The organism is uncultured Reyranella sp., assembly GCF_945957355.1.
Classification (GTDB): domain Bacteria; phylum Pseudomonadota; class Alphaproteobacteria; order Reyranellales; family Reyranellaceae; genus Reyranella.
Genome location: NZ_CAMFKM010000006.1, coordinates 299882 through 324104 on the forward strand (window position 1 = coordinate 299882; position 24223 = coordinate 324104).

At 66.3% G+C, this 24223-nt stretch carries 20 protein-coding genes; 5 read left to right on the top strand and 15 right to left on the bottom strand.

Annotation, left to right across the window (positions count from 1 at the left end):
* Window positions 1-49 precede the first annotated feature (49 nt).
* The gene (locus Q0Q48_RS12915; protein WP_295138155.1) at window positions 50-430 is read left to right on the top strand and encodes a rhodanese-like domain-containing protein; all 381 of its coding nucleotides are present in this window, start codon (window positions 50-52) and stop codon (window positions 428-430) included.
* A 3-nt stretch (window positions 431-433) separates the two neighbouring features.
* Here the strand turns inward: Q0Q48_RS12915 and Q0Q48_RS12920 are convergent, their stop codons facing one another.
* The 3 genes from Q0Q48_RS12920 to Q0Q48_RS12930 form a co-directional block, all read right to left on the bottom strand.
* Entirely contained in the window at window positions 434-1063 is a 630-nt protein-coding gene (locus Q0Q48_RS12920) for a hypothetical protein (RefSeq protein WP_295138157.1), read from the bottom strand.
* A gap of 9 nt (window positions 1064-1072) precedes the next feature.
* A complete protein-coding gene (locus tag Q0Q48_RS12925; protein WP_295138159.1) occupies window positions 1073-1897 on the bottom strand; it encodes an isocitrate lyase/phosphoenolpyruvate mutase family protein in 825 nt (274 codons plus the stop codon).
* Between the two features lie 69 nt (window positions 1898-1966).
* On the bottom strand, window positions 1967-2818 hold the full coding sequence (locus tag Q0Q48_RS12930; protein WP_295138161.1) for a hypothetical protein: 852 nt from the start codon (window positions 2816-2818) through the stop codon (window positions 1967-1969).
* A 236-nt stretch (window positions 2819-3054) separates the two neighbouring features.
* On the opposite strand from Q0Q48_RS12930, the gene Q0Q48_RS12935 reads away from it, so the two are divergent.
* On the top strand, window positions 3055-4329 hold the full coding sequence (locus Q0Q48_RS12935; RefSeq protein WP_295138163.1) for a DUF3300 domain-containing protein: 1275 nt from the start codon (window positions 3055-3057) through the stop codon (window positions 4327-4329).
* A complete protein-coding gene (locus Q0Q48_RS12940; RefSeq protein WP_295138165.1) occupies window positions 4326-5258 on the top strand; it encodes a DUF2950 domain-containing protein in 933 nt (310 codons plus the stop codon). Before Q0Q48_RS12935 ends, Q0Q48_RS12940 begins: the two co-directional genes overlap by 4 nt.
* Window positions 5259-5267: 9 nt before the next feature.
* On the opposite strand, the gene Q0Q48_RS12945 is transcribed toward Q0Q48_RS12940, so the two are convergent.
* From Q0Q48_RS12945 to Q0Q48_RS12960, 4 genes are all read right to left on the bottom strand, one after another.
* Window positions 5268-5627: a GFA family protein gene (locus Q0Q48_RS12945; RefSeq protein ID WP_295138167.1), complete on the bottom strand. Its 360-nt coding sequence runs from the start codon at window positions 5625-5627 to the stop codon at window positions 5268-5270.
* Window positions 5628-5870: 243 nt separating this feature from the next.
* Entirely contained in the window at window positions 5871-7325 is a 1455-nt protein-coding gene (gene phnY, locus Q0Q48_RS12950) for a phosphonoacetaldehyde dehydrogenase (RefSeq protein ID WP_295138169.1), read from the bottom strand.
* A 9-nt stretch (window positions 7326-7334) separates the two neighbouring features.
* Window positions 7335-8591 carry a phosphonoacetate hydrolase gene (gene phnA / locus Q0Q48_RS12955; protein WP_295138171.1) on the bottom strand — a complete coding sequence of 419 codons (1257 nt, stop codon included), beginning with the start codon at window positions 8589-8591 and terminating at the stop codon, window positions 7335-7337.
* 11 nt (window positions 8592-8602) lie between these two features.
* Window positions 8603-9754: a 2-aminoethylphosphonate--pyruvate transaminase gene (locus Q0Q48_RS12960; RefSeq protein WP_295138173.1), complete on the bottom strand. Its 1152-nt coding sequence runs from the start codon at window positions 9752-9754 to the stop codon at window positions 8603-8605.
* Here Q0Q48_RS12960 and Q0Q48_RS12965 point away from each other — a divergent pair.
* Window positions 9753-10694, top strand: coding sequence for a LysR substrate-binding domain-containing protein (locus Q0Q48_RS12965; RefSeq protein WP_295138175.1), 942 nt, complete (start codon window positions 9753-9755; stop codon window positions 10692-10694). The genes Q0Q48_RS12960 and Q0Q48_RS12965 overlap by 2 nt on opposite strands.
* A 69-nt stretch (window positions 10695-10763) precedes the next feature.
* Complete coding sequence (locus tag Q0Q48_RS12970) at window positions 10764-12449, top strand: Na/Pi cotransporter family protein (RefSeq protein ID WP_295138177.1); 1686 nt, start codon at window positions 10764-10766, stop codon at window positions 12447-12449.
* Here the strand turns inward: Q0Q48_RS12970 and Q0Q48_RS12975 are convergent.
* Genes Q0Q48_RS12975 through Q0Q48_RS13010 form a run of 8 tightly spaced genes read right to left on the bottom strand, consistent with a single transcriptional unit; the run spans window position 12416 to window position 24182 of the window.
* On the bottom strand, window positions 12416-14881 hold the full coding sequence (locus Q0Q48_RS12975; RefSeq protein WP_295138278.1) for an FAD-dependent oxidoreductase: 2466 nt from the start codon (window positions 14879-14881) through the stop codon (window positions 12416-12418). The two genes, Q0Q48_RS12970 and Q0Q48_RS12975, sit on opposite strands and share 34 nt — an antisense overlap.
* On the bottom strand, window positions 14878-16050 hold the full coding sequence (locus Q0Q48_RS12980) for an iron-containing alcohol dehydrogenase (RefSeq protein ID WP_295138179.1): 1173 nt from the start codon (window positions 16048-16050) through the stop codon (window positions 14878-14880). The genes Q0Q48_RS12975 and Q0Q48_RS12980 overlap by 4 nt, the downstream gene beginning before the upstream one ends.
* Window positions 16050-17414 (bottom strand): glutamine synthetase family protein, encoded by a 1365-nt coding sequence (locus Q0Q48_RS12985; RefSeq protein WP_295138181.1) that lies wholly within the window; start codon window positions 17412-17414, stop codon window positions 16050-16052. Before Q0Q48_RS12985 ends, Q0Q48_RS12980 begins: the two co-directional genes overlap by 1 nt.
* A 28-nt stretch (window positions 17415-17442) precedes the next feature.
* Complete coding sequence (locus Q0Q48_RS12990; RefSeq protein WP_295138183.1) at window positions 17443-18747, bottom strand: TRAP transporter large permease subunit; 1305 nt, start codon at window positions 18745-18747, stop codon at window positions 17443-17445.
* Window positions 18748-18770: 23 nt separating this feature from the next.
* Window positions 18771-19355, bottom strand: a complete 585-nt coding sequence (locus Q0Q48_RS12995; protein WP_295138186.1) for a TRAP transporter small permease — start codon at window positions 19353-19355, stop codon at window positions 18771-18773.
* The gene (locus tag Q0Q48_RS13000; RefSeq protein WP_295138189.1) at window positions 19352-20365 is read right to left on the bottom strand and encodes a TRAP transporter substrate-binding protein; all 1014 of its coding nucleotides are present in this window, start codon (window positions 20363-20365) and stop codon (window positions 19352-19354) included. The genes Q0Q48_RS12995 and Q0Q48_RS13000 overlap by 4 nt, the downstream gene beginning before the upstream one ends.
* A gap of 54 nt (window positions 20366-20419) precedes the next feature.
* Complete coding sequence (locus Q0Q48_RS13005) at window positions 20420-22093, bottom strand: hydantoinase B/oxoprolinase family protein (protein WP_295138191.1); 1674 nt, start codon at window positions 22091-22093, stop codon at window positions 20420-20422.
* A gap of 10 nt (window positions 22094-22103) precedes the next feature.
* Entirely contained in the window at window positions 22104-24182 is a 2079-nt protein-coding gene (locus tag Q0Q48_RS13010) for a hydantoinase/oxoprolinase family protein (RefSeq protein ID WP_295138193.1), read from the bottom strand.
* Between the last annotated feature and the right edge of the window lie 41 nt (window positions 24183-24223).

The window sequence follows — 24223 nt, forward strand, 5'->3', positions numbered from 1 at the left end:
ACGCGGCCATGCTATGCTCCCCCGTCACTCGAACGCGAGGGAGGATGTCATGCCCACCAACGTCAAGCAGATGATCGAAGCAGCCAATGCCGCGGTGCCGCGGGTCACACCGGCAGAGGCCAAGGAGATGATCGCCAGGGGCAACACGCTGGTCGTCGACGTGCGCGACGCGGCCGAGGTTGCCAACAGCGGCAAGGTCGCGGGCGCGGTCCATGTCTCGCGCGGCATGCTGGAATTCCGCGCCGACCCCGAATCGCCCGCCCACGACAAGGCTTTCGACAAGTCGAAGACTGTGATCGTCTACTGCGCTTCCGGCGGCCGCTCGGCCCTCAGCGGCAAGGTGCTGAAGGATTTCGGCTACGCCAACGTCGTCAACCTCGGCGCCTTCAAGGATTGGGTCGAGAGCGGCGGCGCGGTCGACAAGAGCTGACGCCTACCTTCCGTCGTCGAACTTGAGCTGCTGGATCGCCGACATCAGCTTGGCGATCTGGCTTCGCTGCGCTTCGTCCAAGGGCTTGTCGTCGGGCAGGGGCTGAAGCACGAGCTCGATATCCTCGAGTTGCTTCACGAGATTGTAGGCCCTGTTGGTCTTCTCCTTCTCCGAGCCGGCCAGCAACGGATAGACCGAGAGATAGAGCGAGGCGAGGCTGCGGTTCTGCAGTTCCGGTGTGACAGGGATCGCGCTCTTGAAGACACCGCCAAGTGCCGCCTTGGCGTCGCCAACCGTGACCGCACGACGAAGCAGGAAGCTCATCCCGTCCAGCCGGTGCTCGATCTCGAAGCGGTGGCTGGTCAGGTCCGCCTGATTCTTCAGTGAGATCTCATGCTGATGCTGCACCTGCTGCAGGAAGGCCGCGCCGCCGGTCAGAACGACCGACGACAGGAGCCACATACCCACCGAGCTGTTCAGGAACTCGTAGAGTTTGGAGCCGAATCCCGGCGGAGCCGGAGGGGGCGGTGGCTCGGGCGCGGGCCGGGCGGACTCCTCTTCCAGGGATTTGCGGATCGAATGGCGATAGCGCTCCTCGGCCGCGATGCGCTTCATCTCGTCTTCGGTCAGCATCTTCGTACTCTAGTCCTTCATGAACACGTTGAGGTCGCCTGTCGGGATCGCGCGGTCGAGATAGGTGAAGGTACCCTTCTCCTTCACCTCTGTCGCCGCATCGATCAGACCCGTCATGGCGGCGCGATAGAGCGAGGTGGCAAGGCTGATGCGCTTCACGCCCGCCGCTTCGAGCTCGGCCTTGCTGAAGGACTTGCCCTTGATGCCGACCATGAAGTTGAAGGGCTTGCGCAGTGCGCCGCAGACCTTCTTCACCGAAGCCAGATCGGGCAGCCCCGGCGCGAACAGGACATCGGCACCCGCCGCCTCGAACGCCTGCAGGCGCTTGATCACGTCGCCCAGATCCGGCTTGCCGCGCAGGAAGCCTTCGGCGCGGGCCGAAAGGACGAAGGGTACCGGCAGCGAACGCGCTGCATCGACCGCTGCCTTGATGCGTGCCGTCGCCGTTTCGATATCGAACAGCGGCTGGTCCGGATTGCCGGTCGCGTCCTCGATCGATCCGCCGACCAGCCCGACGCCTGCAGCCTGCCGGATCGTCTCGGCCGCATCCTCGGGCAAGTCGCCGAAGCCCTTCTCGAGGTCGGCCGCCACCGGCAGGTCGGTCGCGTTCACGATCGACCGTGCATTGGCCAGCGCCTCCTCGCGCGTCACCCGGCCATCGCGCCTGCCCAGCGTGCCTGCCTTGGCGCCGCTCGAACTCGCCAGGGCCTCGAAGCCCAGCCCCGCCAGTATGCGCGCCGAGCCCGCATCCCAGGGATTGGCGATGACGAATGCGCCCGGCCTCTCATGGAGCACCCGGAACTTGCGGGCCTTCTCGGCCTGACTGACACTCATGACGCCCATCCCCTCATTCGTACGATCCGGCGGAGTTTGTCCCGCCGGTTCTCTGCAAGACAATCGAGATTATTTCAACGTCGCCTCATGTCTGGCCGCAACCGCCCGGCGCCACCGCGTATAAGGCAGCGTAATCGCCACCGAGATGGCGATGTAGATGGAGATCACGACGGCAATACGTGCCCCCGGCAGCGACGTCGCAACGAACACCGCGACGCCGATGTGACGGGTGGCGCAGGCGACGGCGAGCGCCGAGCGGTTTTCCTCCTCCGGGCCGCCGACGAGGTGGCCGATGACCAGGGACATCAGGATCAGGAGCGCGAGAGCCGCGATACCCTGCCATTTGACCTCGAGCACCACATGCCAGTTCACGACCAGCAGCACTACGGCCGCCAGTGTCATGGCCAATCCCGCCAGGCCGACCACCCGCCCGCCGGTCCAGGCCGCAAACTTCGGGAAGAGCCGGCGCACCGCCATGCCCGCCAGCAGCGGCAGGAAAAACGACTCGCCCAGGACCAGCGCCGTCTTCTCCGGCGCGAGGCGCGGCAGTCGAGGGAACAGCGGGCCGAGCATCTCCAGCCACAGCGGCACGAGGATCACGGCCAATACCGATGAGACCACAACCAGGCTGAAGATATATGCCCCGTCACCGATGCCCAGCAGCTTGCGCGGCAGCAGCGGCGCCCCGGCGGAGACCGCGAGCACCAGCAGACCGGCTTCCGCCGCCGCCGGCAACGGCAGCAGAATGACCAACCCGACGGCTGCCAGCGGCGCCAGCACGTACATGGCCAGCAAGGAGCGTAACAGCAGCGCGGGCTGCCGGAACAGACGGACCGCGTCGTGCAGGGTCGAGTCGAGGCCGATGCCGAAGATGATGATCGTGACGGTGATCTTGAGGAGGACGAGAAGGCCGATGGTCATGGCTGAGGCTTATCGCACGGCCGGCGAATCATCATCCACCCACCGTTTCCGATCCTCGCACTGGATATGAGACCAGACCAGTCCGCGGCCGGGCCTCTGAGCGGACCGCCGCGAACAAGGCACCAATTTTTGTTGCAGCGGCACTGCCGAAGCGCCCAAATGGATCATGATCGCGCCGCGTCTGCCACGAGAACAGCCTGGACTGTCGGCAGAACGCGATTGGGGGAGAGAATTCCATGCAGCGTCGCAGCCTGTTGACCGCCCTCGCCGCTACGCTTGCGGCCGGCATCTGGCCCGCCGCACGAGCGCAGGACGCGGGCGGCAAGCCATTCACGCCCGAGCAGCTCGACCAGATCCTGGCGCCGATCGCGCTCTATCCCGATGCCGTGCTTGCGCAGACCCTGATGGCGGCAAGCTATCCCCTGGAAGTCGTCGAGGCCGCCCGCTGGTCAAAGGCCAACCCCAACCTGAAGGGCGACGCCGCCGTCGCGGCCGTCAAGGACAAGAGTTGGGACGTCAGCGTGAAGTCGCTGGTCGCCTTTCCGCAAGTCCTCACCCAGCTCAGCGACCACCTCGACTGGATGCAGAAGATCGGTGACGCGATGATCGCCCAGCAGCAGGATGTCGCCGATTCGATCCAGCGCCTGCGCGCCAAGGCGGCCGACGCCGGCAACCTGCAGAGCGGCAAGGAGCAGACGGTCACCTCGCAGGGATCGGGTACCGATCGGACCATTGTCATCGCCCCGACGAATCCGGAAGTGATCTACGTACCGGCCTACAATCCCAATACCGTATACGGGACCTGGCCCTACCCGGCCTCTCCACCGACCTACTATCCGCCGCCACCCGGATACGGGTACGGCTCGGCGCTGCTGACCGGCCTGCTCTTCGGCGTCGGCATCGCGGCTGCCGGCGCGATCTTCGGGGGCTGGAACTGGGGACGCGGCAACAGCTACGTCAACGTGAACGTCAACCGCGCGGTCAACATCGACCGCAACTTCAACGTCAACAACATCAACAACGGCCGCTGGCAGCACGAGCCGGTCCACCGAAAGGGCGTGGCCTATCGCGATCCCGCGACGCGCCAGCGCTTCAATCAGACGCGGCCCGGCGCAGATCAGCGCCAGGAGTTCCGGGGGCGCCTCGAAAACCAGCCGAGGCCGCAGGCCAATGCGCGTCCCAGCCCGCCGAACCGCCCCGCTGGCGGGGGCACTGCGCAACGCCCCAACGTCACCAATCGCGCCGCTGGCGGCCAGCATCCCAACTTCCAGAACCACGCCGGAGCGCCCCGCGGCGGCGGTGCCATCCGCGGCACCAACAACGGACAACAGGTCAATCGCGAGGCGGCCCGCGGGCGGGCGCAGCAATCCCGGGCCGCCACGCATCCGTCCGGTGGGGGTGGTGCGCGCGGAGGAGGAGGTAGTGGTGGCGCACGCGCCGGCGGAGGCGGCGGAGCCGGAGGTGGTGGAGGCCGCGCGGGCGGCGGCAATCGCGGCGGAGGACGGCAATGAGCGCGTCGATGTTCCGGAAGGCGCTTCTCGCCCTCCTCGTGGCAAGCGGCCTGGCCATTGCCCTCGTGACGGGTGCCTCGGCCCAATCCGCGAAGCCGGAGGGCTTCGCAACGCCCGAGGCGGCCGCCAATGCGCTAACCGACGCCATCAGGCGCGACGACAGCAAGGCCGTCGGTGCGATCCTCGGCAGCGGCTGGCGCGACATCGTGCTGGGCCGGCCGGAGGACGAGGAGCGGCTGCGCGAAAAGTTCCTCGAAGCCTGGGACACGAGCCACAAGATCGTCGTCGACGGCAACAAGGCGACGATCGAAGCCGGCACCACCGGCTGGACGGGGCCCATTCCGATCGTCAGGGACGGCGACCAGTGGCGCTTCGACGTCGAGGCGGGCCGCAAGGAAATCACCGCACGCCGTATCGGCCGCAACGAACTGTCGGTCATCCAGAGCCTGCTGGCGCTGGTCGATGCGGAGCACGAATACGCCGCACTCGATCCGATGAAGGTCGGTGCACCGGTCTATGCGCGGCGACTGCTCAGCTCGCCGGGCAAGAAAGATGGGCTCTACTGGGATGTAGCTCCAGGCGAGCCCCAGAGCCCGATCGGCCCCGCCCTCGCGACCGCCCAGGCCCAGGGCCAGGGCGGCACCGAAGACGGCTACTACGGCTACCGCTTTCGCCTCCTCTACGCCCAGGGCCCGGAGGCGCCGGGCGGCGCGTACGATTATCTCGTGAAAGGGCGCATGATTGGCGGCTTTGCCATCCTCGCCTGGCCGGTCCGCTACGATGACACCGGCGTGATGACCTTCATGGTGAACCAGGACGGTGTCGTCTATGAGCAGGACCTCGGCCCCGACACGGCAACCAAGGCCGCCGCGATCACCGTCTACAATCCGGACAAGGGCTGGGAGAAGGCCGACATGACCCCGCCCTGACGGCGGACGCTACTGGCTGCGGCCGTCCCAGTCCTTCGGACTGAGTTTGTCGACGTCTATTCCTTCGACGCAGCGAAGGTTGATCCCGACGGTGGGCGTGCCATCCGGCATCGTCCCCTCGGCATAGCTCTCGATGCCGCACCGGGTACAGAAGCGGTGGTGCAGCGACTTCTTGCCGAACTGGTAGTCACCCTGCTCGGCCGCTCCCGACTTCAACTTGAAGCTGGCCTTCGGCGCGAAGGCCCATACGGCGCCGAGCCGCGTACAGATCGAGCAATTGCACTTCAGTGCGCCGGAGACGTCGAGATCGACGTCAAAGGCGACGGCGCCGCAATGGCAGCTTCCGGAATAGGACATCGTCTCCGGCATATGGTCCTCCATCCTGTGTGGCAGCGCTAAACGCGCCGGCCCTTCAACGGATGCCTAGAGTCTTTCCGACTGACACTGAATCATAGCAGTCTTCCTAAAAAACCACCTCACCCTGCGGAGCGCTCCGCAGGAGCGCATCTCGAAGGATGGGCACGAGCACCGCGTCTGTTGTTCATCCTTCGAGACGGCCCTTCGGGCCTACTCAGGATGAGATGTTGTGTGTGAACTCGAAGCGGAAAGACTCTAGCCCGGCCAGGGCAGCGACCAGGTCTTTACATTGGTGAAGCTCTTCATCGCCTCGAGCACGCCCTCCTTGTAGCCGAGGCCCGAATCCTTGATGCCGCCGAACGGCGACATCTCGATGCGGTAGCCGGGCACTTCCCAGACGTTCACCGTGCCGACCTGCAGTTCGTCGACGAACTTCGTGATGTAGTCGAGACGATCCGTGCAGACGCCCGACGACAGGCCGTAGGCCGTGCCGTTGGAGACCTGGATGGCGTGGCTGATGTCTCTCACGCGGATGATCGGAATCGCCGGGCCGAAGGTTTCCTCGCGCACCAGCTCGGCCTGCGGATCGACGTGGTCGACGACGGTGGGCGGGAAGAGCGCGCCCCGGCGGTCGTTGCCGTGCAGCAGCTTCGCACCGTACTTCGCCACCGCCTCGCTCACCCTGTTCTGGAACAGCGTCGCCGCGCGTTCGTGGATCACGGTGCCGACATCGGTCTCGGGATCGAGCGGATCGCCGGCCTTCAGCTTCTTCGCCTTGGCGAGTACCCGCTCGACGAAGGCATCGGCCACCTTGTCGACGACCAGAATGCGCTTCACGGCGGTGCAGCGCTGGCCGGAATTCTTGGTGGCGCCCGCGACGGCCAGCTCGGCTGCCTTGTCGAGGTCGGCATCCTCCATGACGATCAGCGGGTCGTTGCCGCCCAGTTCGAGGACGATGCGCTTGTAGCCCGCCTTCTCGGCAATGTACTTGCCGACGCGGACCGAGCCCGTGAACGTGACGAGGTCGGAACGCGGATCGACGATCATCGCGTCGCCGATGTCGGACGGATTGCCGGTGATGACCGACAGCATTTCCGGCGGCAGACCCGCCTCGTAGAGCGTGTCCGCCAGGAACAGCGCCGTGAGCGGCGTCAGCTCGGTGGGCTTCAGCACGACGCAATTGTTGGTCGCGAAGGCCGGCGCCAGCTTGTGCGCCACCATGTTGAGCGGATGGTTGAACGGCGTGATCGCCGAGATCGCGTTCAGCGGCTGACGCAGGGTGAAGATCTTGCGCGACTTGCCGTGCGGGGTGAGGTCGCAGGAGAAGGTCTGCCCATCGTCCAGCATGCAGAGCTGGCCCGCGAAGGTGAAGACGTCGTAGGCGCGGCCGACCTCGTAGAGCGAGTCCTTCAGGCAGAGCCCCGACTCCAGGGTAATCAGGCGCGACAGCTCTTCCTTGCGCGAGACCAGAAGGTCGGCCGTCTTCAGCAGGATCTGCTGGCGCTGATACCGGGTGAGCTTCGGCTTGTAGTCGTGGGCGATCTGGAACGCCTCGGCCACCAGTTCGGGCGTGGCGCGCGGCACGGTGCCGACCAGGCGATTGTCCCAGGGGAAGCGCACTTCGAGGCGCGCCTTGGTCTCGACCTTCTTCCCCGCGATGCGGAGATATTCATGCCGGACGTCGGAGCCGGTGCGGGTGATGGTGTCCATGAAACTCTCTCAGGCGACGAGGTTGAGGGCGAGGTCGAAGGCGTCGAAATTGCGCCAGCGATGCGCACCCGTGTCGCCGCTCGCGAGCCTGCGGTTGCACAGCAGCGGCACGCGCTGCTCGGAGACGCCGCCATGGCTGCGCAGCGGCTCGGTGAGGCCCGAGAGATCGTGTCGCAAGGCCGAGGTGCCCAGCACCTTGTGCTTGGTCGAGACGACGATGAGATCGCCCAGGCGATCGGCCGGTAGCTCGAAGCTTGCCGCCGCCTCTTCCTTGGTGAGCGCCGCCTCGATGCCCGGCATCGCCTTCAGCCTGGCGGCCCACTCCGTCGGATTGGTGCAATAGACGACTGCAAAGGAGCCCAGTGCGCCGTGATGCACGACATAAGGATCGGTGATCGGCAGGATGACGCGGGCCTTGTCCTTGCCCACCCAGCCGTCGAACAGGTCCTGCAGGTAGATGACGTCGGGCTGGCCGTCGCTGCCGAACTTGGCGTTCATGCCATGGTCGGCCGTGATAACGATGGTACAGCCCATGGTGTCGAGCTGGGCAAGATAGCCGTCCATCATGGCGTAGAAGGCATTGGCGACCGGCGTGCCCGGCGCATGCTTGTGCTGGATGTAGTCAGTGGTCGACAGATACATGATTTGCGGCCGGTCCCTCTCCATCAGCTTGACGCCGGCGGCGAACACGAACTCCGAGAGGCCGGCGCTGTAGACGTCCGGCACGCCCATGCCCACCAGTTCGTTCACATGGTCGATGCCATTGTCGGCCAGGGTCGCCTTGTCCGACTTCTCCGACGAGAAGGAGCAGGCCTTGCCGGCGCCCAGTTCGAGCCCCTTGCCCAGCAGGCCGCGCAGCTTGTCCTTGGCGGTGATGACCGCGATACGGCAGCCGGCGCGCTGGAAGGCGGGGAACAGCGTCTCGACCCGCAGGAACTTCGGATCGTTCATCATCACTTCCTTGCCCGTCTCGGGATCGAGGAAGTAGTTGCCGCAGATCCCATGGACGGCCGGCGGACGGCCGGTGACGATCGACAGGTTGTTCGGATTGGTGAAGCTCGGCACCACGCACTCGCCGACCAGGTTCGTGCCCTCTTTCAGGACCTTGGCGAACCATGGTGCCTGCCCCGCCTCGACGGCGCGCTCGATGTAACCGGGCTCAGATCCGTCGACGCAGACCACGACGACGGGCTGCTTGGGCAGACGGTAGCTGCGGCCGTTGACGGAGATGTCGCCGCCGCTGACGTTGATGCTGTCGGGTGCCATGTCCTGTTCCCCTATTCTGCCGCCAGTGCCGGGCCGCCGTTGGTCACCCGCATCTCGTCCAGCACCTCGCGGACCGCCGCCAGGGCGCCGCGCATATGATCGGCGTTGAGGCGCCCGATGCAGCCCATGCGGAACGAATCCGCCACGGTGAGCTTGCCCGGATAGATCACGTAGCCGCGGTCCTTGAGCCCGTCATAGAAGCGCTGGAAGACGAACTTCGGATCGGTCGGCATGTGGAAGGTGACGATGATCGGCGCCTGCAGGTCGTTCGGCAGCAACGTCCTGAAACCCATGGCGCGCATGCCGTCGATCAGGACCGTGGCATTCTCCCGATAGCGCTTGCCACGGCCTGCCACGCCGCCTTCGGCCGCGTGCTCCTCGATCGCCTTGCCCAGCGCCACGATGACGTGGATCGGCGGCGTGAAACGGTACTGGCCCGTCTTCGCGAAGCCCTCGGCCTGGTCGAACAAGTCGAGCACCAGCGTGGTCGCATTGCCCTTGCATTCGGCGAGGGCGGCATTGCGGCAGACGACGAAGCCGAGGCCCGGCACGCCTTCGAGGCACTTGTTCGAGGAGGCCGCGAGCGCGTCGTAGTGGACGTTGCGGGCATCGATCTCGATCGCGCCGAAGGCCGACATCGAATCGACCAGCAGGCGGCGGCCCTGCTTCTTCACCAGGGCGGCGATCTCCACGATCGGGTTGAGGATGCCCGACGTGGTCTCGCAATGGACGGCGAAGACGTGCGTGATCGCCTTGTCGTCGACGAGAATCTTCTCGAGCCTGGCGAGATCGGGGGGCGTGTCTTCCGGCGTTTCGTAGGTCGCGACCGCGCGGCCGGCGATCTCGGCGATCTTCTTCGCGCGCTGACCATAGGCGCCGTTGATCACGACCAGCAGCTTGCCGGACTTCGGCACGAAGGTCGTGATCATCGCCTCCACGGCGAAGGTGCCGGAGCCCTGCACCGGCACGGTCACATGCGTGCCCTGACCGCCGGCCAGTTCGACGATCTTCTCCAGCACCATCTTGTTGATGGCGATGAAGCCCTGATCGCGCGAGCCCCAGTCGTGGACCATTGCCTGCTTCACGCTGGCAGACGTGGTGAGCGGGCCGGGCGTCAGCAGCAGCGGATCGCCGGTTTCGGAGGCAGCAGGCTTGATGTTCATGGCGCGGATGATCGGCTCGCTGTGTCTATCCGTCCAGTATATAATTCATATGTTAACTATTGGTTTATCATATATGACGCCCACCCAGCTCCGCGCCTTCCACCTCGTGGCCGAGGCCGGCTCCTTCTCGGCAGCGGCTCGCGCCTCCGGCCTCAGCCAACCCAATCTCTCGGGCCAGGTCACGGCACTGGAGAAAGCCTATGGCGTGCACCTGTTCGACCGCCGCGGCCGCAGCGTCACCCCCACCGAGACGGGTCGGCAGCTCCACGGCGTCACGACGCGCCTATTCGCCCTCCAGGACGAGGCGCAAGCCCTCCTGCTGGGCGAGCAGGCCCTGACCCGCGGCCATCTACGCATCGCTGCCGACTCCGCGCACCATGTGGTGCCGATCATGGCCGCGCTGCGGGAACGCGCCGGCGGGCTCACCTTCGCGCTTTCGATCGACAATTCGGCCGTCGTGTTGGAGCGCCTGCTGCGCCACGAGGCAGATGTCGCGGTGATGGCCAAGAGCCTCTCCGATCCGCGCCTGCACGCCGTTCGGTTGCGCACCGACCGGCTTGTCCTGTTCGCGCCGGCCGGCCATGCCCTCGGCAGACGCGGCCGCACGCCCCTCTCGGCACTGGCTGGCCAGGAGCTGGTGCTGCGCGAACGCGGCTCGATCACGCGGGAAGTGCTTGAACAGGCAATGGCGGCAGCCGATATCAGGCCCGCGTCGATTGTCGAGGTTCAGACCCGCGAAGGCGTGCGAGAGGCGGTGGCGGCCGGGTTCGGCGTCGGCGCGGTATTCGCGAGCGAACTCGGCGAGGATCGCCGCTTCCGCCGCATCACCATCACCGATCAGAATCTGGCGGTCGCGGAATATGCCGTGTGCCTGCAGGAGCGTCGGCGGGTCGCGCTCGTTCGTGCCTTCATGGATGAAGCGACGCGGCTGGCCGCCTGAGGCAGCTCACGTAACAAAAATGTCAAAAAACTTTCATCGTCAAACGACGAGGCGTAGGATTCCCGAATCATGCAAGGCATCGACACCATCCTGAACGTCCTCGGCAGCGTCTGCCTGCTGTTGTGGGGCGTGCGCATGGTGCGGACGGGCCTGACCCGCGCCTTCGGGGCAACCTTGCGCCGCGCCATCGGCGCCTGCTCGCGCAACCGCTTCACGGCCTTCACGGGCGGAGTCGTGCTGACGGGCGTGCTTCAGTCGAGCACCGCAACCGCCTTGCTGCTCGCCTCCTTCGCGGGACGCGGGCTGATCTCGCTGTCGATCGGGCTGGCAGTGATGCTGGGCGCGAATGTCGGCACGACGCTAACGGCACAGGTCCTGTCCTTCCCCCTCGGCTGGATCTCTCCGCTCATGATCGCGGGCGGCGTCATCGCCTTCCTGTCGAACAGCTCGGACAGGGCGCGCCATCTCGGCCGCGTCGCCATCGGCCTCGGCCTGATGCTGCTGTCGCTGCACCTGCTCGAAGCGGCCGCCCTGCCGCTGCGCTCGGCGCCGGCCTTCGTGGCCGTGCTGGAAGGGCTGCAGAACGAATATGTGATGGGCGTCCTCGTAGCGGCGGCCGCCACCTGGTTCATTCATTCCAGCCTCTCGACCGTGCTGCTGGTGATGTCCTTCGCCTCGAGCGGCATCATCGATCCCAAGCTCGGCATGGCAATGGTGATCGGCGCCAACATCGGCGGCGCGATCGCCCCCTATTTCGACCAGGCCGCGACCGATACCGAGGCGCGGCGCCTGCCGCTGGGCAACCTCATCACGCGGGTCGCGGTCGGCGTCGCCCTGCTGCCGTTCCTCGGCCAGTTTCACCAATGGCTGATGATGGTCGATCCGGCCCCCGGGCGGCTGCTCGTCAACTTCCACACCGCCTTCAGCGTGGTAGCCGCCATCGTCTTCCTGCCGCTGATCGATCCAGTGGCCGCGCTCTGCCGACGCCTGGTCCCAGACCGGCCACAGACCGACGACCCCGGCAAGCCGCGCAGCCTCGACCCCAACGTGCTCGACACGCCGGCCGAAGCGCTGGGCTGCGCGCTCCGGGAGACGCTCAATCTCGGCGACAGGGTCGCCGACATGCTGCGCCAGACCATGGACGTGTTCGAGAAGAACGACGCGCGCGCCATGAAGGCGATCGAGGCGGCGGACGATGCCGTCGACAGCCTCTACGAGGCCATCAAGCTCTACCTGATCCAGACTTCGCGGACCGAGCTGGGCGAAGAGGACGGCAAGCGCTACGTCGAGATCCTGACCTTCGTCACCAACCTCGAACATGCCGGCGACATCATCGACAAGAACCTGATGGAACTGGCGGCCAAGAAGATCAAGAATCGCTATGCCTTCTCGGCCGAGGGCACGGCGGAGCTGCGCGCCTTCCACGCCCGCGTGCTCGACAATCTCCGGCTGGCGCTGAACGTCTTCACGACCCGCGACATCACCCTGGCCCGCCGGCTGGTCGCCGAGAAGGCCGCGATCCGCGAGGCTGAGGCCCATGCAGCCGACAGCCACTATGCCCGACTGCGCGAGGGGCGCCCGGAATCGATTGAGACCAGCTCGATCCACATGGACGTGATCCGCGACCTGAAGCGCATCAACGGCCACTTTACGACGGTCGCCTATCCGATTCTCGAAGCCGCTGGCGAACTCGCCGAGACGCGCCTCAAGACGACGACGGATCAGCCCTTGATCCGCAATCCGCTGGGATCGTAGGGCGCACGCAGCGAGACCTTCGCCGCAAGCTTCGTGCCGGCAAGATCTACCTCGAAGCGGCCACCCGCCAGCCACGCCGCGTCGACCGACTGACCGTCGCTTCGCTTCACGTAGCCGAGGCCCACGGAGGCGCCGAGCGTGTGACCGTAGCCCGCCGAGGTGAGATCGCCGACCGGTCTGCCGTCGCGCAGTAGCGCCTCGCCGCCCCACAGGAGCGGCTCACGGTCTTCCAGCACGACCGAGACGAGCCGCCGGGTCAGCGGCCGGCCCTTGGCTTCGAGGAGTGCCTTCTGGCCGATGAATCCGCCCGGCTTGCCGAGGCTCACCGCCCAACCGAGGCCCGCCTGCAAGGGCGTGTCGTCGGGCGTCAGTTCGCGGCCCCAGGCGCGGTAGCCCTTCTCGAGCCGCAGCGTGTCGATGGCGTAGTAGCCGGCATCGCGCAGGCCGAATTCGGCGCCCGCCTCGTGCAGCGTCTCGAACACGGTGACGGCGAATTCGACGGGCACGTAGAGTTCCCAGCCCAGCTCGCCCATGTAGGTGCGGCGCGAGGCGAGCACCGTTGCGTAGCCTATGCCGATCTCGCGGATCGTGGCGAAAGGAAAGCCCTCGTTCGAGAGATCGGCCCGGCTCACCGTCTGGAGCAACGCGCGGCTCTTCGGTCCCATGACCGACAGCACGGTCCAGCCCGACGTCACGTCGGTGAGAACAGCATGGGCGTCGGGGGCCATGTGCCGCCCCAACCAATCCATGTCGCGGATGGGTTGCGCCGAGCCGGTGATGAGCATGAACTTGTCACGTGTCAGCCGCGCGACGGTGACGTCGCTCTCGAAGGTGCCGCGCTCGTTCAGCACGCCGGTGTAGACGGTGCATCCGACCGGCACCGCGACATCGTTGGCGCAAAGGCGCTGCAGCACGGCCTCGGCATCGCGGCCCTGCACCAGCAGCTTGCCGAATGAGGTCTCGTCGGTGACCGTGACACCTTCGCGTGTCGCGCGGTGCTCGGTGGCGACCGCGTCGAACCAGGCGCCGCGGCCCCAGCCATAACGCATCTCGGGCGCCTTGCCCTCGCCCGCGAACCAGTTGGGCCGCTCCCAGCCCATCTTGTTGCCGAACCAGGCGCCGCGCGCCTTCAGTCGGTCGTAGAGCGGCGAACGTCGGAACGGACGGCCGCTCTCCTGCTCACGCTGCGGCCACGGCATCTTGTAGTGAAGGCCCAGCGTCTCGGCGACCCGGCTGCGCAGCCAGGCATCGTTGCCGTGGAAACCCGCGAAGCGCCTGATGTCGACCGGCCAGAGGTCCATCGTCGGCTCGCCGGCGACGATCCATTCCGCCAGCGCCATCCCGGCGCCGCCCGAGCTCGCGATGCCCATGGAGTTGAAGCCGGCGCCGACATAGAAGCCGCGCAGCTGAGGCGCCTCGCCCAGGATGTAGTTCATGTCCGGCGTGAAGCTTTCCGGCCCGTTCATGAAGGTCTTGATGCCGGTCTTCTCTAGCGACGGTACGCGGATCAGCGCATTGTCCATCAGGATCTGGAACTGGTCCCAGTCGTCCGGCAGCATACCGAACTCGAAATCGTCGGGGATGACGTCCTTATTCCAGGGCTTGGCCTCGGGCTCGAAGCCGCCCATCAACAGGCCGCCGACCTCTTCCTTGAAATAGATGTAGCCGTCGGGATCGCGCATGACCGGCAGGTCGCGCGGCACGTTCTCCATCTTCTCGGTGACGATGTACATGTGCTCGCAGGAATAGAGCGGCACCGTCACGCCGACCATCCGGCCGAGCTGGCGTGCCCACTGGCCGCCGCAGTTGACCACGATCTCGGCCTTGATCGGCCCCTCGGTCGTCCGCACGCCGGTGACCCTCGGGCCGCCCGGCCCCTCTTCCGTGTCGATCGCGGTGACGCGCACCTTCTCGAAGATGCGAACACCGCCGTTGCGCGCGCCCTTCGCCAGGGACTGCGTGATGTCGGCCGGATTGGCCTTGCCGTCGCCCGGCAGCCACACCGCGCCCACGAGATCGTCGGTGCGCATGATCGGATACTTGTCGCCGGCCTGTTGCGGCGTCAGCGGCTCGCACTCCACGCCCTGCGCGCTGGCCATGGCAGCGGAACGACGCAGCAAGGTCATGCGCTCTTCGGTTCGCGCCACGATGAGCGAGCCCGATCGCTTCCAGCCGGTGGCGAGACCGGTCTCGGCCTCGAGTTTAGAATAGAGCTCGGTGCTGTAGCGGATCAGCCGCGTCAGGTTCTGGACGCTGCGCAACTGGCCCACGAGGCCTGCCGCATGCCAGGTCGTGCCGCCGCTCAGGCGCCCCTGCTCCAGCAGCACGATGTCCTTCCAGCCCTGCTTCGCGAGGTGATAGGCCGTCGAGCAGCCCATGATACCGCCACCGATGATGACGACGCGGGCGTGGGTTGGAAACGCGGCCATCAGAGCCTCCCTGCGATGGCGGCCTCGTACATCCTGCGCATCTCCGGCACGCTGGCCTTGACCGGATTGCCACGGGCCGTCGGATCGTCCGCCGCCATTTCCGAGAACCGGTCGAGATGCTCGATCTTCACACCCAGCTCGGCCAGCGTCTGGGGAATTCCCACTTCACGCCGCAGCTCGAGCGTCCACTGCATGAAACCCTCGAAGGTCGGCGTGCGCAGGTTGAGCCAGCGCGCCAGGCGCACGATCCTGTCCTCGATGGCCACGCGATTGAACTGGATCACGTAGGGCATGACGACGGCATTCGTCAGCCCATGGTGCGTATCCAGAACGGCCCCCACCGGATGCGACAGCGCATGGATGGCCCCCAGCCCTTTCTGGAAGGCCGTCGAGCCCATCTGCGAGGCCGCCAGCATGTGCCCGCGGGCCTCGATATCGCGACCGTCCCTGACGGCGCGGGCAAGGTTCTCCTTCACCAGCCGCATGCCTTCGACGGCAATGCCTTCCGCGTAGGGATGGTAGCCCGGTGCACAATAGGCCTCCAGACAGTGGCAGAAGGCATCCATGCCGGTGCCGGCCGTCAGCTTCGGCGACAAGCCGACCGTCAGCTCCGGGTCGGCAATCACGAGCTGCGGCATCATCATCGGATGGAAGATCACCTTCTTGGTTTTCGTCGCGGGATTGGTGATTACCGCCGCGCGGCCGGTCTCGGAGCCGGTGCCGGCGGTCGTCGGCACGGCGATCGACGGGCGGATGCCGGCCGGGTTGGCGCGCGTATGCCAGTCGCCGACATCCTCGAAGTCCCACAGCGGCCGGGTCTGCCCGGCCATGAAGGCGATGGCCTTGCCCGCATCGATGCCCGAACCGCCGCCCCAGGCGATGACGCCGTCGTGCTTGCCGGCACGCAGGACGCGCACGCCCGCCTCGACATTGGCCAAGACCGGATTGGGTCTCACGTCACTGAAAACCGCCACCTCGATACCCGCCTTGCGCAGCGACAGGGTCGCGCTGGAGACCATCGACAGCCTGGCCAGCCCCGGATCGGTCACCAGAAGCGGCCGCCGCAGGCCAACCGCCTTACAGGCATCGGCAAGTTCGCTGACGCGGCCGGCGCCGAAGCGGATGGCAGTCGGGAAGTTCCAGTTGCCGATGAGCGGCGCCGGGGACGACATCAGATGATTTCCATGTAGCGGTCGAGTTCCCAGTCCGTGATGGCCTTGCGGAACTCCCGCTCTTCCCACTCGCGTGTTGCCGAATAATGATCGACGAAGGCGTCGCCGAAGAGGTTGCGAGCCGGCTTCGAGGCCTTGAGCCGCCCGGCTGCTTCCATGAGCGTCCGTGGCAGCTGCGATTTGGCGGGGTGCTTCTTGTCGTAGGAATTGCCGGTGATGGGCTCGCCGGGATCGATGTCGTTCTCGATCCCCCACAGGCCCGAACCGATGGCCGCGGCGATCGCCAGGTAGGGATTGGCGTCGGCGGCGGCGACGCGATACTCGACCCGGGTCGACTTGGCCGAACCCGGGATCACTCGCAGCGAGGTGGTGCGGTTCTCGACGCCCCAGGTCGAGGCGGTCGGCGCCCAGAAGCCCGGAATGAGTCGCCGGTAGGAATTCACGTTCGAGGCCACCATCCCCAGCAGCTCGGGCATCAGCGCCGCCTGGCCGCCGACAAACTGGCGCATCGTCCGGCTCATGCGATGCGGTGCCTTCTCGTCGAAGAAAACCGGCTTGCCGCCTTTCCACAGCGACATGTGCATGTGGCCGCCACAGCCCGGCCAGTCCTTCGACCACTTGGCCATGAAGGTGGCGAGCCAGCCCTGCTTCTGCGCCAGCACCTTGGTGAAGATCTTGAACAAGGCGGCCTTGTCGGTGGCCGCGAGCGCATCGTCGACCCGGAGCGCGGCCTCGAGAACGCCGGCGCCGGTCTCCGTGTGCAGCCCCTCGATGCCCATGTCCATCGCCTCGCACATGGCGAGCAGGTCGCGGTACCAGTCCGACAGGACCGAGTTGCGCAGGACCGAATAACCGAAGAAGCCGGGCGAGATCGGCTTCAGGTTGCGGTAGCCCTTCTCGCGGATCGATTCCGGTGTCTCGGCGAAGACGAAGAATTCGTATTCGAAGCCGACCTTGACCTCGAAGCCGAGCTTCCGCGCGCGCTCCAGCACGCGGCGCAACGTGCCGCGCGGACAGATCTCCTCGGCCTTCCCCACGAACTCGCAGAGGAAAAACAGGTTGCCGGGCTCCGTCGCGATCTCGCGGCAGGTCTCCGGCAGGATGCGGACATTGGCGTCTGGATAGCCCGTATGCCAGCCCGTGTAGGTGACATTGTCGTAGAGCTGGTCGTTCATGTCCCAGCCCAACACCACGTCGCAGAAGCCGAAGCCTCCTTCGAGGGCGGAGCGGAACTTGTCGACGTGGATGTACTTGCCGCGAAGAATGCCGTCGATGTCGTGGACCCCCACCTTCACGTGGGTGAGCCCCCGCTCCTTGACGATCTTCAGGGCATCGGCGGCGGTCCTGACCTGACGCGGTTCCATTCAGCTCCCCTCGTTCGAGAGGGGCAGACTAGCTGCTGAGATAGCGGGGAAGCCAGAGGGCAATGTCGGGGAATACGGCGATCGCCATGGTGAACAGAACCATGATCGCGAGGAATGGCAAGGTCACGCGGGCGATGTAGCCCAGCCCGTCCTCGGTCAGCCCCTGGATCACGAACAGGTTGAAGCCGACCGGCGGCGTGATCTGCGCCATCTCGACGACCAGGACGAGAAAGACGCCGAACCAGATCGGGTCGAAACCGGCGGCCTTCACGATCGGCATGACGATCGGCAGGGTCATCACGATCATGCTGAAGCCGTCGAGGAAGCAGCCCAGGATCAGGTAGAAGACGATCAGGGCCACGATCAGCATGAACGACGAAAGGCCGAGGCTGCTCACGAACTCGGCGACGGCTCCGGGGATACCCAGGAAGGCCGCGGCACTTCCCAGGATCGAGGCGCCCAGTACGATCAGCGCGATCATGGCGCAGGTCTGCACCGAACCGATGGCGATGGCCTTCAGCGCGGGAAGCGACAGTTCGCGCTGGATCCCGGCCACCACCAGCGCGCCCAGCACGCCCACGGCAGCGGCTTCTGACGGCGTTGCGAGGCCACCATACATGGAGCCCAGCACGCACAGGATCAGGAACACGGCCGGTCCCAGTTCGCGAATCGACGTCAGGAACTCCGCCGCCGTGGCGATGCGCACCTTGCGCTCCGCTTCCGGCACCAGCTGGGGCTTCAGGGCGGTGTAGATCATGATCCAGCCCATGAAGCAGCCCGCCAGCAGGAAGCCGGGGATGAAGCCTGCCGTGAAGAGCTTGGCGATCGAGACGTCGCCCAGCACGCCATAGATGATCATGATGTTGGAGGGCGGAATCAGGAACCCGAGCGTGCCGGCCCCCGCCAGCGAGCCCACGGCGACATCCTTCGAGTAACCGCGCTTCAGGAGCTCCGTCAGCGAGATGCGGCCCACCACCTGGGTCGTCGCCGCAGACGAACCCGAGATGGCAGCGAAGATCGTGCAGCCGATGACGTTCACGTGCAGCAGCCGCCCCGGCAGCATCGCGGCCCACGGCGTCAGGCCGCGGAACAGGGTCTGCGACAGGCGCGTGCGGAACAGGATCTCACCCATGATGATGAACAGCGGCAGCGCCAGCAGTTCCTGCGTGGTCAGGATGTTCCAGGTGTACTGCGCCAGCAGCTTGTCGAGCGGGATGTCGCGGAAGATCGCCAGCAGCACCGTGCCGGTGACGGCCAGGGTCCAGCCGATCCACAGGCCGCCCGCCAGGAAGGCGAACAGCACGACGAACATGGTGAGGACGACTTCAAGCATCGGATATCAACTCGCGCGACAAACTACTCAGCGACGGAACCGGCGCGCATGTTGAGGTCCTCGAGCGGCAGGCCGAACAGGGCCTGGAAGAACCGCGCGATGAACTGCATGACCAGCAGACAGATTCCGAACGTCACCAGCGCCTGCGGAATCCACAGCGGTGTCGCGCTGGAGATCGACACCTGGTCCGACACGAAGCTGCGCCAAGTGAAGTTCACCATCGCCAGTGCGAGATAGCCGGAGAAGCCAACGCCCAGCGCTGCGAGGACCGTCTCCAGCCAGCGCCGCGCCTTCGGTCCGATCCGCGCCAGGATGAGGGTGACACGGATATGGCCGCCGGCCCGCAGGGTCATGGCGGCACCGAAGGTGAAGGCCGCGGCCATGAGATAGGAGCCATATTCCCAGGCGACCGGAATGTCCGACGGTACCCAGGGGAAGACGTCCGAGAGCGCCCGGACGAGGACCTCGCCCAGCATCAGGCAGGTGAGCGCCACCAGGCAGGCGGCGCCCATCCAGCCGTCGAGACGGCCCAGCACGTCGATCCCGTCGAGGAAGGCGCGCAGCACGGGCGGCGCGCCGGCGTTGGGATTGGGGCCGTGACCGCTCACGCGCGCTTCATTTCGGCGAGGTAGGCCTTGATCGGCTTCTCCGCCGCCGGAACGCGCTTGTAGAATTCGGCGATCATCGGCGCCGTCTTCTTCTGGAGGTCGGCCGTCATCGCCGCCGAGGGAATGACGAGCTGCATGCCGCCGGCGATCAAGCGGGCGTTGCTGTCCTTGTCCGCCTGCAGCGACGACTGCCAGAACTCGGGCTCCAGCTTCTTGGCCAGATCGATGATGATCTTCTGGTTGGCCGCCGAGATCTTCTTGAGCGTGTCGTTATTGATCGTGACGATCTCCGACGACCAGGCATGGTTGGTCTGGTGGAAGAACTTCAGGAACTCCCAGAACTTGCCGTCCACGGCCGAAACCGACGAGGTCGACACGCCCGCGACGGCGCCCGACGACAGAGCCGCGATCGTCTCACCCCAGGGGATCAGCGCCGGCGCCATGCCGATGGCGCTGCACATTTCCTGGGCGTTCTTGTCGGGCACGCGGATCTTGATGCCCTTGAGCGCATCCAGCGATTCCGCCTTGACCTTGAGATGCAGGTACTGCGTCGGCCACGGCACCGTGTAGAGCATGGTCTGGTTGTTCTTCAGCAGCACCTTCTCGAACTCGGGCCGCAGATACTTGTGCAGCACCTTAAGCTCTTCGATGTTGTTGCAGATGAAGGGGATGCCCTCGACGCCGAAGATCGGTTCGTCGCCGATCTGCTGGATGTTCAGGATGTCGGCCATCGGCACAAGTCCATCGCGCACGGCGCGCATCTGCTCGGGTCCCTTGAAGCCGAGCTGTCCGCCCGCCTTGACGTCGATCTCGACGGCGCCGTTCGTCGCCTTCTTCACTTCCTCGGCGAAGCGCTTGACGTTGACCGTGTGGAAATTTCCATCCGGCCACACGGTCGCGAGCGGCAGCTTCAGTGCCGCCTGCGCCCTCACCACGGCCGGCGCACCGACCATCGCCATTGCTCCCACGCCCACGCCAGCCTTCAAGGCGTTCCTGCGTCCCAGCTTCATTACAACCCCCGTTCGTTGAATTGACACCGTTCCCCGCACCCGGCCATCGCCGGCCTATTCCGCGGCCTGCGGCGGCTTGAAGTCGTAGACCTTCTCGGCCGCTTCTACCGAGATCAACCCGTCGGCCAGGTCGTTGGCAACCTGCGCGCGATCGCGGTCGCGCGGCGCGCCGATGCCCGCACCGCCCGGCGTCAGGATCACCAGCCGCTCGCCCGGCGGGATGAGCTGGAAGCCCTTGCCCTTCAGCGTCTTGCCGGACTTGAAAGCGACCACGCCGGCTTGGCCATCGTCGCCGCCGTCACGGCCGCGCGCCGGATGGTCGATGCGGTCGAAGGCGGCCAGCAGGTCGAACGGCTCATCGATTCCGCTCTCGATCTCCATGATCTGGCCGAGGCCGCCGCGCGTGCGGCCGGCACCGCCTGAATCGGGGCGGAATTCCTTGCGCCAGAAAAGGAGAGGCGTCTGGGTCTCGGCGATCTCGACGGGCGTGCCGCGCACGCCGCTGGGATAGGCCGTAGCCGACAGACCGTCCTTGTCGGGCCGCGCACCGGTGCCGCCGTTGGAGGTGATGGCCATGCCGAAGCCGTAGTTGCCGCCCTCGCCGCCCTTCACCCGGCCGCGCACGTTGATGTTCCACAGGCACGAGGTGCCCTCCGCCGGCACGCGCTCCGGAACCACCTGGCGCAGGCAGCCGAACGTCACGTCAGGCAACATCTGGCCGATGACATGGCGCGAGGCCACGGCGGTCGGCTTGGGTGCATTCAGGATGCAGCCCTCCGGTGCCGACACGGTGAGCGGCTCGAGCGAACCCGCGTTGTTCGGGATGTGCGTGGAGACCACACAGCCCAGGCCGAACACCGTGTAGGCCGTCGTATAGGCATGGGGCACGTTGATGCCGCGGCGCGACACGCCGGTCGTGCCGGTGAAATCGACATGGATGCCGGTATCCGAGATGGTCAGCGCGGCCTTCAGGGTCACCGGCTCGTCGTAGCCGTCGACCGTCATGCTATTGTGCCAGGTCCCCTTGGGCAGCTTGGCGATCTCGGCCAGCACCGCCTCGCGCGAGCGCGCGATCACGTGGTCGCCAAGTTCGTTCAGCGACTCGATGCCGAACTCGTCCATCATCTCGACGAGGCGGCGCGCGCCGACATCGTTGCAGGCGGCCAGGGAGTAGACGTCGCCCTCAGTGTCGACCGGCTGGCGCGTGTTGGCGCGGATCATCGCCATCAGCGTCTCGTTCGTCCGCCCCTGGTCGAACAGCTTCAGCATGGGAATGTAGAGCCCCTCCATGAACACGTCGGTCGCATCCGGGCCGAAGCCGATGCCGCCGATGTCCATCAGGTGGCTGGTGCAGGAGAACAGCGCCACCAGCTTGCCGTTGCGGAAGCACGGCGTGGTGATGACGAAGTCGTTGAGATGGCCGGTGCCCATCCACGGGTCGTTGGTGATATAGGCGTCGCCGGGCTTCATCGTCTCGATCGGGAAGTACCGCAGGAAATGCTTCACCGACTCGGCCATCGAGTTCACGTGGCCCGGCGTGCCGGTCACGGCCTGGGCCAGCATGCGGCCCTGCAGGTCGAAGACACCCGCGGAGAGATCGCCGCACTCGCGCACGATCGGGCTGAAGGCGGTGCGCATCAGGGTCTGCGCCTGCTCCTCGACCACGGCGATCAGGCGGTTCCACATGATCTGGAGATCGATCAGGCCGACGCTGTTGGACTGGCTCATGGGTTACTCCTCACGCTGCCTTGCGATCCATGACGATACAGCCGGAGGCATCGATGTGCGCGGCAAAACTGGCCGAAACATAGGTCGACGTCTCGTCCTCGGCGACGATGGCCGGGCCATTGAACCTGCTGCCCGGCGGCAGCTTCTCACGGCGATAGACCGGCACGTCGGCCGTCTTGCCGCTGCGTCCGTCGAACACCGGGCGGCGTCCCACCGGCTCGGGCACGGGCGCGCTGCCGGCCTTCCCCTGCACGTCGGGCCGCCTGGCCTCGGTCGAAACCTGGACCGACCAGCTCAGGATCTCGATTGCGGCATTCGGGATGTGACGCTCGAACAGCACGCCGTAGTCACGCTCATAGGCCTCACGCAGGGCCGCGGTGTCGGCCGCCGTCAGCGGCCGCTGCGGCAGGGTCACCATGATCTCGTGGCCCTGGCCGACATAGCGCATGAAGGCGACGCGCCGCTCGAAAGTCGCCTGGCCGCGCGCGCCCGGCGCCACCAGCGCCGTCGCCTCCTGGCTCATCTCATCCAGCATTTCGCTGGCGGCCTGAGGATCGAACGTGTCGAGGCGCATGTAACGGCTGCGCACCAGTTCGAATGACACCGGCGCGGCGAGGAACCCGACCGCCGAGCCCACACCAGCATTGGGCGGCACGATGACGCGCTGCACGCCGATCTTCTCGGCGACGCGCGCAGCATGGAGCGGCGCGCCACCGCCGAAGGCAATCAGCGTGTACTGGTTGACGACGGAGCCGCGCTCGACGGCGTGCACGCGGGCCGCGCTCGCCATGTTCTCCGACACCATCTCATAGACGGCATAGGCGCCCATCTCGCTGGAGAGGCCGATACCCTCGGCCACGTCACGCTCGATGGCGCCGCGCGCGGCCTCGATGTCGAGCGCGATCGATCCGCCGGCGAAATGCGCCGGGTCGATCGTGCCCAGTACCACGTTGGCGTCGGTGACGGCCGGATGCCGGCCACCGCGTCCGTAGCAAGCGGGGCCGGGTTCTGCGCCGGCGCTCTCGGGGCCGACCGTGACCCGCTTCAATGCATCGAGCCGGGCAATCGAGCCACCGCCTGCACCGATTTCAACCATCTCGATGACCGGTATGCGGACCGGCAGTCCGGAACCTTTGAGAAAACGGGCCGCACGGTCGACTTCGAACACGCGTGCGGTGTGGGGCTGGTAGTCGTCGATCAGGCAGATCTTGGCCGTGGTGCCGCCCATGTCATAGCTCAGCGCCCGCCCCTCTCCCGCACGCGCCGCCACCTGCGCCGCGAAGATCGCGCCGCCGGCCGGGCCGGATTCGACCAGACGCACCGGGAAGCGACGCGCCGTCTCGATGGCGGTCAGGCCGCCGCCGGAAGTCACGAGATAGATCGTGCCGGTGAACTTCTCGGCCGCGAGGGCCGCCTGCATGCGCGCGAGGTAGGAGTCCATGAGCGGCTGCACATAGGCATTCGCCACGGCGGTCGACGTCCGCTCGTATTCGCGGACCTCGGGGCAGACTTCGCTCGAAAGCGTGACCCAGAGGTCGGGCAATTCTTCTTTCAGGATGTCCCGCACCCGCCGCTCATGGGCCGGGTTCACATAGGAGTGCATGAAGGCCACGGCGACGCTCTCGATTCCCCCGGCCTTCAACGTCTTGGCCAGACTCCGTACCGCGCCTTCGTCCAGAGCGAGGCGGACCTTGCCGTGGACGTCCATGCGCTCGGGGATCGTGAACCGCATCGCCCGGGCGACGAGTGGCCGAGGCTTCTCGATGCTGAGATCGTACTGGTCGTAGCGGCTCTCGTTGGCGATATCGAGGACATCGCGAAAGCCTTCCGTGGCAATGAGCGCCGTGCGCGCGCCGCGCCGCTCGATGACGGCATTGGTGGCCAGCGTCGTGCCGTGCACGAAGACGCCGACATCGCCGAACCCCTTGCCGGCATCTCCCAGGATGAGGCGGACCCCTTCGAGGACGGCCTCCTCGGGCCGCTGCGGCGTCGTCAGCAGCTTGCGCGTAATCCGACGGCCCCCTTCTTCCAAAACCACATCCGTAAACGTGCCACCAATGTCGACGGCAATACGCAAATCGTTGATCACCTTGAGTGCAAACCTCTGTCGCGGGGGGATGGTCTGAGGGT